We start from the raw sequence: 10,248 nt of genomic DNA on the forward strand, positions 1-10,248 counted from the left end.
GCCGGGGCGGGCGCACGCCCGCCCCGGCACCGCGGCTGGTCTCAGGCCGGGGTCAGAAGCCCTCGACGCCCTGGGCGCGGGCGAGCTGGGCGAACTGGTCCTGGGTCTGCTGGGCGACCTGCTCGGGCGTGGTGGTGCCCTGGATCATGTCGGCCAGGTAGATGTACAGGTCGGGGTTGGCCACGGCGAGCGACTGCATCGACCCGACGGAGTCGGCGAGCGAGGCGTGCACGTCCTGCAGCGCCTGCGGCACGCCGTCCGGGGTGGGCACGTCGGGCTGGAGCGAGACGGTCTCGCGGTCGGCGACGAAGTCGGCGTAGCCGTCCCCGAGCCAGAACGACAGCAGCTGGCGGGCCGCGGCCTCGCGCGTCGCGTCCCCGGTCTTGAACGCGACGAGCGCGTTGGACTGGTCGGGGATGACGGTCGCGACGTTGCCGCCGGGCGAGATCGGGAAGAACCCGATCGTGTCGTCGAGCTCCGCGGTGTCCGCCTTGGCCTGGAGCTGGCCGAAGAACGAGTTGACCTGCACGGCCATGGCCGCGTCGCCGGCGAGCAGCGCGTCGGCCTGGTCCTCCAGCGTGGCGGTCTTGATGTCGTCGTTGAACAGGCCGTCGTCGATGAGGCCCTGGTAGGTCTCGATCGCGCCGAGGATCGTCGGGTCGGTGAACTTCTCCTCACCGGTGTTGACGCGGTCCCACAGGCCGTCGGCCGCGGCGTCGGCGAGCTGGACCTGCACCCACCACTGGGTCGCCCACCGGTCGCCGGCCATCTCGAAGAACGGGGTCTCGCCCTCGTCCTTCAGCGTGCGGCCGAGCTCGACGAACTCGTCCCAGCTCTTCGGGGTCTCCGTGACGCCGTGCTCGGCGAAGACCTCCTTGTTGTAGTAGACGCCCTGCACCGCCGGGCTCGTGATGAGCGCCGCGTACCGGGTGCCGTCGAGCGTGCCGGTGATGTCCTTGACCTCGGGGCTGTAGGAGTCGAGCCAGGGCGCGTCGTCGAGCGGCTGCAGGTTGGTGGGGGCGTTCAGCGCGGTGAGCATCGACGCCGTCGGCTGCCAGAACGCGAGGTCCGGCTTGTCGCCGGTGGCGACCTTGGTCTGGATGCCCTGCTCGTACGGGTCGGGGATCGTGACGATCTCGACCTTCGCGCCGGTGGCCTCCTCGAACGCCGCCGTGACCGCTTCGGGCACGGTGTTGGAGTTCTGGGCCGCCCAGATCGTCAGGGTCGTGCCGGTGAGGTCGGCGGTCCGCTCCGGCCAGTCCGCGGCCTGGGTGGCGCCCCCGTCGCTGCCACCGCCCGCCGTGGGGTCGCTGCAGCCGGTCAGTGTCAGCGCCGCCACTGCTGCTGCGGCGGCCGCGCCGGTCAGATACTTCTTCATATCAGCTCCTCGGAACTCGTCCGGCGTCATCGACGACGCCGGGACCTGGCTGGACGACGGTGGTGCTACCGCACGTCCTGATGGCGGATCCTCAGTACTCGCGCGGCCGGCTCGCCCGAGGCCGCACGCAGCCTCAGGCGCCCGTCCTCGGCGTGCGCCTCGAGCCCGGACGCCGGGCCGTCGGCGGGGTAGACCGTCTCGACGGCGCCCTGCGGCACCGGGACGGAGATCTCGGGCTCGTCCCCGCCGCGCCACCAGACGGCCAGCACCGTCTCGTCCGCGGTGGCCCGCCCGACGGCGACCCAGGGCGCGTCCCAGTCCGGCAGACCCAGCGGCCACACCGGGACGGCGCCGCGCGCCTCGTCGTCCCAGGCGCGCGCGGCGCGCACCCCCTCGGCCACGAGCGCGCGCTGGGCGTCGTCCATCCCGTCGAGCTGCCCGGACAGGTACAGCCGGCCGGACAGCCCGGTCACCATGGTGAAGACGATCTCGGCGTCGGACATGGACGGCTGCGGGTAGGCCCAGTTGCCCGCCTGCTCGGGCAGCACGGCCACGAGCGCGCCGGCGGCGACCGGCGGGTAGCGCAGCGGCTCCTGCTGGTCCGTCGTCGACTGGAGCTCCAGCCGGGACAGCAGGCCGTTGTCGGCGCGCATCGCCCCGGACGCGCAGTTCTCCACGACCAGGCGCGGGTGCCGGGCGAGCACGCCGTCGAGCCAGGTCAGGTACGCCCGCGTGTGGCGCAGCAGCCCGTCGCCGACGCTGTCGGCGTCCCGGTCGGTGCCGGGGCCGGGCGTGACGTTGTAGTCGAGCTTGAAGTAGCCGACGCCGTGCTCGTCGACGAGCCGGTCGACGACGTCGTCCAGGTGCTTGCGCGCCTGCTCGTCGCGCAGGTCCAGCAGGTACCGGCCGTGCTCGACGATCCGCGTGCCGTGGCGCTGCAGGAACGCGTCCTCGGGGAGCTGCGCGGCGAGCGGGCTGCGGACGCCGATCACCTCGGGCTCGAGCCACAGCCCGGGCACCATGCCGGCGGCCCGGATCGCGTCGAGCACCCGGTCGAGACCGCCGTCGGGGAACCGCACGTGCGACGGCTGCCACTCCCCCACGGAGTCCCACCAGTCGCCACCGTCGTCGTACCAGCCGGCGTCGACGCAGAAGTAGTCGGCCCCGACCTCGCCCGCCGCCGCGATCAGCGGCAGGAGCTTGTCGGTCGTGGGGTCGCCCATGAGCGTGTTCATGTAGTCGTTGAAGACGACGGCCCCGGCGGCGCGGGCCGGACGACGGTCCGCGCGGCGGTGGCGCGTCAGCTCGCCCACCGCGGCCTGCCAGTCGCCGTCGGCCCAGGCGACCGACACGGGCACCGAGGCGAACTCCTCGCCGGGCCGCAGGCTGCGCAGCCAGGCGTGGTCGGCGTCGGTGGGGCCGAGCAGGCCCAGCACCAGCGCCTCGCGGTCGTCCGCGCCGAGCCGGACTCCGAGCTCCGTCCGCCACGGTCCGGGGTGCTCGACCTGCCACGCCAGGCTCGCCGTCGCCGTGGTGAGCACCCCGGCGGGCGGGTGCTCCCCCGACGACCAGGTGCCGTGGCTGACGACCGCCCGCGCGCCGCGGGAGTCCTGCCGCTGGTGCGACGTGAGCCCGAGGGCGGGCAGCCCGGTCTGGCCGCGCACCGGCGTCGACGACCACCGCCACTCGCCGAGCCACTCGCCGTCGCCCTCGATCGACACGGCGTCGTCGAGCCCGTAGGGGCCGCACGGGTCCGCGAGCATGAGCGACGACACCGCCTGCAGCCGGACCGTGGCCGCGCCGGCGTTGCGGACCGTCGTCCAGGCCTGCACCGAGGTCCCCCCGGTCCGGGCGCGGAGGGTGGACCGCACGTCCAGCCCGCTGACCTCGTCGCGCTGCACGACCTCCAGGCGCTGCCAGCCGAGGTCGTCGGTCACCTCGTGGCTCACGTACCGCAGCCGCGCGCCGATCTCGGTGGCCGTGTTCCGCAGGTTGGCGGAGCGGTGCCCGTGCCCGACGGCGAGGATCTCGACCAGCGGCTGCACCGCCGGGCCGGGCCGCTCGCCGGCCGGCACCAGGGACACGGCGACCGGGCCGTCCAGGGGGCGGCGCACGACCAGCCGCAGGGCCCCGTCACCCCACGTCATCAGCTCGCGGCCCACGTCGGCCCGATCCGGCATCTCTGCCTCGCTTCCTTCGCCACCATGGCGCGTCGTCGATGACGCTATGAAAGCGTCGATCATCTGAAAATGCAAGCACGGATGCCGGGTGAACCAGGGATCTCTGATCTTCGGTTTCAGGCGACGGCGTCGGCGAACCGGCGCGAACGGAGGATCCGGGTCAGCTCGAGGCGGCAGGACGCCCGGTCGACTGGCGCACCACGAGGTCGGGGATCATGCGCACCGAGGGCCGCGGCTCCCCCGCGTCCATCCGCCCGACGAGCAGCCCGAACACCTGGTGGCCCAGACCCACGAAGTCCTGGCGGACCGTGGTGAGGGGCGGCACCCACAGCTGGCTCAGCGGGTGGTCGTCGAAACCGATCACGCTCACGTCGCCGGGGATCGAGCGCCCGGAGTCGACCAGGCCCTTCATGACACCGATGGCGAGCTCGTCGTTCCCGGCGAGCACGGCGGTCGCCGACGCGTCGCGCGCCAGGCGGACCCCCGCGTCGTAGCCGGCGAGGGGGTCCCAGCCCGCGTGGATCACCGGCGGCGGCTCGATCCCGGCGTCGCACAGCGCCTCGCGCCACCCGACCATGCGCGCGCTCTCGACCCCCATGGACGGGATCGCCACGTGATGGACGGTGCGGTGCCCCAGGTCGAGGAGGTAGCGCGTCGCCTGGGTGGCCGCGTGCCGGTCGTCCATGTACGCGTGCGAGATGGCCTCGTCCGACGACCCGCCGGAGGCGGCCGCGACGGCGGGCAGCCACGAGGGCATCTGCGCGAGCGCCGCCACGCCGGGCGGGTCGAACTCCAGGACGATCGCGCCCGCGAGCGGCTGGCCGAGGGCATGGTCGATGGCCCGCTCGACGGTGGGGCCGTCGGCCGTCTCCACCACGGAGATGACGACCATGTAGCCGGCCTGTCGCGCGGCCTCCTCGATGCCCTGGATCGTGGCCGCGTACCCGTAGCGCGTCGTGTTGCCCGCGAACACGGCGATCATCGAACCGGCCTGGCTCGCCAGCGACCGGGCGGCGCCGTTGGGCCGGAAGCCCAGCTTCTTGACGGCCGCCATGACCCGCTCCCGACGCTCCGCGCTGACCGGCACCGTCCCGTTGAGCACGCGCGAGACGGTGGGCACCGACACGCCGGCGACTCGGGCGACGTCGGCGATGACGGGCGGCTTCACCCTCGGGACCTGGCTCACGCCGCAAGGTTACGCGACCACGGCCCGCTCTTGTGGTCGAGCATGATTCACGCTTTCATGGCACACGGCGCCCGACGTCGACTGTCCAGGCGCCATCAGACCTACGAAGGAGTGGATCGTGCCCCAGTCACGTGAAAGCGTGCATCAGATCGGCGCCCGGCGAGGCGCCCTCGCCGTCGCGGCGTTCGCCGCGCTCAGCCTCTCCGCCCAGGCAGGATGGGCGGCGCCCGCCACCGACGAAGGAGAACCCGTGACCGACGTCCTCGCCGTCGACTTCGCCCGCACGACCGGCGACTTCCGCGGAGGCGCCACCGGCACCCTGTACGGCTTCGGCGACGACGGCGTGCCCACGCAGGCGCTCATCGACGGCGCCCACATCACCAACTCGTCCCAGAAGGCGCCGTACGGCACCCAGCACCCCAGCGGCGACGCGCTGACGATCGAGGACGGGTTCTTCGCCAAGCACGGCCAGGAGCTGGCGATCTACATCCAGGACTACTACCCCGACTGGTCCTACAACGGCGGCAAGCGCCCGGGCGACTCCCGCACCTACGACCAGGCCACGGGCACCTACGTCGACGAGCCGAACGGCGTGTGGGACTACCTCGAGATCGTCGAGTTCGTCACCGAGGCGGTCGCCACCCAGTCCGACCACCCCGAGAAGTACCTGTTCATCCCGTTCAACGAGCCCGACGGCGGCAACTGGTACCCGGATTGGCCGGGGCAGAAGGACCAGTTCCTCGCGGACTGGCAGGCCACGTACGAAAAGATCCAGGAGGTCTACGACCGGCACGGGCTGGGCCACGCCCGGATCGGCGGCCCCGGCGACACCCGCTGGCAGCCCGAGCGGTCGGCCGACTATCTCACCTACGCCAAGGCGCACGGCGTCCTGCCGGACGTGTTCATCTGGCACGAGCTCGGCATCGACAACCTCGCCACCTTCCGGTCCCACATGCGCGACTACCGGCAGCTGGAGCAGGACCTCGGCATCGACCCGATCCACGTGAACATCACCGAGTACGGGATGCTGCGCGACATGGCCGTGCCCGGTCAGCTCGTGCAGTGGCTGTCGATGTTCGAGGACGAGAAGGTCGACGCCCAGACCGCCTACTGGAACTACGCGGGGAACCTGTCCGACAACACCGCCCGCGCCGGCGGCGCCAACGCCGGCTGGTGGATGTTCAAGTGGTACGGGGACCTCGAGGGCAGCCAGACCGTCCAGGTCGACCCGCCGCACCCCGACACCGTCGACACCCTGCAGGGCATCGGCGCGATCGACGAGGGCGACCGCCGTGCGACCGTCCTGCTCGGTGGCACCGACGACGACGTCCGCCTCGACCTGTCCGGTCTCGACCGCCGCACCTTCGGCCAGAAGGTCGACGTCGAGGTGCGGGAGGTGACGCTCTCCGGGGCGCAGGGGCTCGCGAACACCCCGCGCGTGGTTCAGAGGATCGACGGTGCCAAGGTGCGCGACGGCGGCCTGAAGCTCGACCTCGACCCCTACAACCGGTACGCCGCGTACCAGGTCGTCGTGACGCCGGCGCGAGGCACCGACCCGGGGCCCGACGTCTGGACGACGAGCGTCGAGGCGGAGGACACCGAGCTCACCGACGCCCAGGTCTACACCCAGGACCCGCAGGAGGGCGGCGGCTGGAAGTTCCTCGCCTCCGGCGGCCGCGACGTCGGCTCGTTCAACAAGGCGACGTCGCGCGCCGACTGGACGGTGACCGTGCCCCGCGACGGCACCTACCGCCTGCAGGTCATCGGCGCCACGCCGGGCGTGCCCGGGCGGCACGCGCTGTTCGTCGACGGCACGCTCGACCAGCCGGTCCAGTACACCGCCGACCTCGCGCTGACCAGCGCCCAGAAGTGGCAGTACCGCGGCAGCACCGAGGTGCAGGTCGAGCTCACCGCTGGGGAGCACGTCCTGTCGCTGCGAGCCAGCGAGGACGGCAGCACCCTGCTGCCGAACGCCGACATCACGCTCGACAAGCTCGTCCTGACCGACGTCAGCGACGGCGAGCCCACCGCCTACCCGGCGAGCACCATGCGCCTGGCCGGCGGAGCCCGCCTGGACTGGGACCGCGGCAACGCCCGCGGCTTCGCCAGCGTCCAGGGCGAGGGGCAGCGCGCGGAGGTGTACGCCACCGCGATGGAGTCGGGCTACTACGACGTCACCGTGCGGCACACCACCACCCGGGCGTCCGACCTCACCCTGACGGTCAACGGGCGCGCGGCCACGTCGTTCGGCGTCCGCGGACCTGGGGCCTGGACCTCCACCGCACGGGTGCACCTCGCCGAGGGCATCAACGAGCTCGAGCTCGCCTCCGACGCCGGGTCGTTCGTCGGCTCCGTGACGACGACGCGCGCGCCGGACGACGCGGCCGTCACCGTCCAGGCCGAGGACGCCGCGCTCCACGGCACGGCCGTCGTCGCCACGAAGTCCGCCGCGTCGGGGTCCAACGCCTCGGGCGGCAAGGTCGTGGAGTGGCTCGGCGACGGCGAGGAGAACTACCTCGAGATCGCCCGCGCCGCCGGCTTCGACGCGGCCGGCGACTACGACGTCACCGTGCGGTACGCCAACGCCGAGCTCTCCGGGAAGCACGACTACAACCCGCAGGTCGTCGACCGGGAGCTGCAGGTCACCGAGGGTGACGCCGTCGCCGGGGCCACCCACTTCCGCTACACGTTCTCGTGGGACAGCTTCTGGGAGCGCACCGTCCCGGTGACCCTCGCGACCGCGGACCAGCCGCTGCGCTTCGGCAACCCGGACGCCTTCGCGCCGAACATCGACGCGATCACGATCGCGCCGCTGGTCACCGGCGAGCCGACGACCCAGCGGGTCACCGGCCGGGCCTGACCGCACCTGCTGTGCGCGCCCGCCCCAAGCGCGAGCTCGGGGCGGGCGCCGCCGTGGGAGGCCTGGCGGTCAGAGCACCCAGGCGGTCTCGGCCTCCGCCGGGCCCCCGCACTCGGGGGTCCCGCCCACGCGCACCCAGCCGACGTCGACCTCCGTCCGCGCGAGCGCGTCCCCGTCGTCGTCCAGCGCGCGGAGCATGATCGAGCGTGGCGAGGAGAAGAGCGTGAAGGTCCACGCGTCGCCGTCGTGCGACGTCGGGATCGCGGGCACCTCGGCGTCCGGCGGATAGGGCGGCTGCCACTGGTCGCCGTCGCGCACCTGGAGCACCGCCACCTCGGACGTGTCTCCCTCGAGGGTCACCTCGAGCACGCTGGAGTAGCCGATCGCCGGGCACGCCTGCGGCGGAGCGGACACGCGCGGACCCATGACGGCGGCGACGACGGTGAGCGCGACGATGCCGAGGGCTGCGGCTGCGGCCCAGAGCGGCAGGCGGAGGCGAGGCGCGCGCTCCGGCGGCTGCGTCGTGTCACTGGTCGTCGGCACTGCTGGCCCTCCTGATGCGGTCCCTCGTCGACATCATGTCGCGACGCCAGGCGCTCTTGCATGCACCGCGGAGGGCGCGTGCGTCGCGATTTCACCCGTGCTCATCGGAACGTCGGGACCTGCGGTGGACGATGCTGTCGGAATGTCGAAGATTGCCGCAGGGGACGGCCGGGCGACGCCGCCCACTCCCCCCATCGAAGAACGCCCTGCGGCTCGCGGCCGGCGACGGCTCCCCGGATCCGGGGGCGGTCGTCGTGCGGCCGGGCTGACGGCGTCCGGCGCCGCCGGCGCGCTGGTGCTGGCCGGCCTGGTGGCGGTCGGCCCGACGGCGACGGCGGCGCCCACCCCCGACTGCGCCGTGCCGTTCCCGGTCGCCGAGGTGGTGAGCGGGGCGCCGGTCAACGGGCTGTCCGTGAGCAAGGGCACCACGCCGCAGGCGTTCACGGGCGAGGTGCTCGGCGTGCTGTCGGACGGCATCGCCCCCGACCTGGACATGATCGTCGCCGAGCTCCACTCCCCGGCGATCGACGCGGCGGGCGGCATCTGGCAGGGGATGTCGGGGTCCCCGGTGTACGCGGAGGACGGGCGCCTGATCGGCGCGGTCGCGTACGGCCTCGCCTTCGGGAGCTCTCCCGTCGCGGGCATCACGCCGTTCGAGGACATGCAGGGCTACCTCGGCGCCGCGAAGGCCGCGCCCGAGGTGGCGGTGACCTCCCGCCTGGCGACGCGGATCGCCGCCGAGACCGACGTGACGCGGTCCGAGGCCGCCCAGGGTCTACGCCAGCTGCCGATGCCGATGGGCGTCGGCGGGATCGACCTCGCGCGCGCCCGCACAGCGGTCAAGGCCGCGGGCGGCAGCGAGCTGGTGACGGCGGACTCCTACCGCATCGGCCGGTCCAGCGGCACCGCCGCCGCCGGCATCGACACCGTGGTCGCGGGCGGCAACGTGGCCGCGGTGCTGTCGCACGGCGACATCACCTTCGCCGGCATCGGCACCGCGACCTCGGTGTGCGGCAACCGGGTGGTCGCGTTCGGGCACCCGCTGAACTTCACGGGCAAGACCCGCCTCGGGCTGGCGGCCGCCGACGCGGTCTACGTTCAGGAGGACCCGCTCGGCGTGCCGTTCAAGGTGGCGAACCTCGGCGACCTCGGCGGCACCGTCACCGACGACCGTCTCGCCGGGATCGCCGGCACCTTCGGCGCCTCGCCCACCGCCACGCCGGTCCGGTCGACGGTGGCCCACGGGAGCAAGACGCGCACCGGCACCACCCAGGTGCTGGACCCGGCCGCCCTCGCGGACGTCACCCTCCTCGCCGGAATGGCGAACCACGACCGCGTGGTGGACGGGATCGCCGGCGGGTCCGAGACGCAGGCCTGGACGATCACCGGCACCCGCAGCGGGACCCCGTTCCGGCTGCGGTACGCCGACCGGTACCAGTCGGCCGAGGACGTCGGCACCGCAGGCGCCCTCGACCTCCCGACCGTGGTGGGCACGCTCTCGTCCGTCTCGAACGTCAAGCTCACCGGGGTGACCAACGAGGTCAGGGTCAGCAACTTCCGGGAGCGGTTCCGCGTGGTGAAGATCCAGCAGCGCACGGGCGGCCGCTGGATCGACGTGACCGGCAAGACCGCGAAGGTCCGTGCCGGCCACACCCTCGTGCTGCGGACCCAGCTGCTGGGCACCGACGGCGCCACGCGATCGGTCTTCCGCCAGGACTTCACGATCCCGAAGAGCCTCAAGGGCAAGAGCGGTGTGGTCACCGTCGTCGGCGGCAACTCGTTCCAGGACGAGTTCTTCGGCCCGACGTCGTTCGACTCGGTCCAGAAGCTGCTGCAGGGCAACCTGCGCAACGACGAGCTGGAGCTGAGCCTCGTCATCGGCAGCGGCAGGACCGCGTACGAGCGGACCCGGACCTCCGACGTCATGACCCGCGTCGTGAACGGTCAGAGGGAGCTGCAGGTCCGCGTCACCTCCTGAGGACGGACGACGGGCAGCACGACCCCGGACAGCACGAGGCCCGGGGGGGCGGGGGGCCCCAGACACCGGACCCCCCCCACCCGACCTCCCCCCCCCCCTCCTTTTCACAGCCTTCCTCTCCCC

At 73.0% G+C, this 10,248-nt stretch carries 6 protein-coding genes; 2 read left to right on the forward strand and 4 right to left on the reverse strand.

The window, feature by feature from the left end; translation table 11 throughout:
• Positions 1-52: 52 nt before the first annotated feature.
• The 3 genes from ACFVS0_RS15750 to ACFVS0_RS15760 all read right to left on the reverse strand — a co-directional run bounded on the left by ACFVS0_RS15750 (position 53) and on the right by ACFVS0_RS15760 (position 4,744).
• Positions 53-1,378, reverse strand: coding sequence for an ABC transporter substrate-binding protein (locus ACFVS0_RS15750; RefSeq protein ID WP_430588480.1), 1,326 nt, complete (start codon positions 1,376-1,378; stop codon positions 53-55).
• A 65-nt stretch (positions 1,379-1,443) separates the two neighbouring features.
• Positions 1,444-3,558 (reverse strand): alpha-galactosidase, encoded by a 2,115-nt coding sequence (locus ACFVS0_RS15755; protein WP_430588481.1) that lies wholly within the window; start codon positions 3,556-3,558, stop codon positions 1,444-1,446.
• Positions 3,559-3,718: 160 nt separating this feature from the next.
• Positions 3,719-4,744 (reverse strand): LacI family DNA-binding transcriptional regulator, encoded by a 1,026-nt coding sequence (locus ACFVS0_RS15760; protein ID WP_430588482.1) that lies wholly within the window; start codon positions 4,742-4,744, stop codon positions 3,719-3,721.
• Between the two features lie 139 nt (positions 4,745-4,883).
• On the opposite strand from ACFVS0_RS15760, the gene ACFVS0_RS15765 reads away from it, so the two are divergent.
• The gene (locus ACFVS0_RS15765) at positions 4,884-7,604 is read left to right on the forward strand and encodes a hypothetical protein (protein ID WP_430588483.1); all 2,721 of its coding nucleotides are present in this window, start codon (positions 4,884-4,886) and stop codon (positions 7,602-7,604) included.
• Between the two features lie 69 nt (positions 7,605-7,673).
• Here ACFVS0_RS15765 and ACFVS0_RS15770 read toward each other — a convergent pair whose 3' ends face one another.
• Positions 7,674-8,147, reverse strand: coding sequence for a hypothetical protein (locus tag ACFVS0_RS15770; protein WP_430588484.1), 474 nt, complete (start codon positions 8,145-8,147; stop codon positions 7,674-7,676).
• Positions 8,148-8,289: 142 nt separating this feature from the next.
• Here ACFVS0_RS15770 and ACFVS0_RS15775 point away from each other — a divergent pair, with 142 nt between their 5' ends.
• Positions 8,290-10,125, forward strand: coding sequence for a SpoIVB peptidase S55 domain-containing protein (locus ACFVS0_RS15775; protein WP_430564664.1), 1,836 nt, complete (start codon positions 8,290-8,292; stop codon positions 10,123-10,125).
• Positions 10,126-10,248: the final 123 nt, after the last annotated feature.

The organism is Isoptericola sp. NPDC058082, from assembly GCF_042885055.1.
Classification (GTDB): Bacteria; Actinomycetota; Actinomycetes; order Actinomycetales; family Cellulomonadaceae; genus Isoptericola.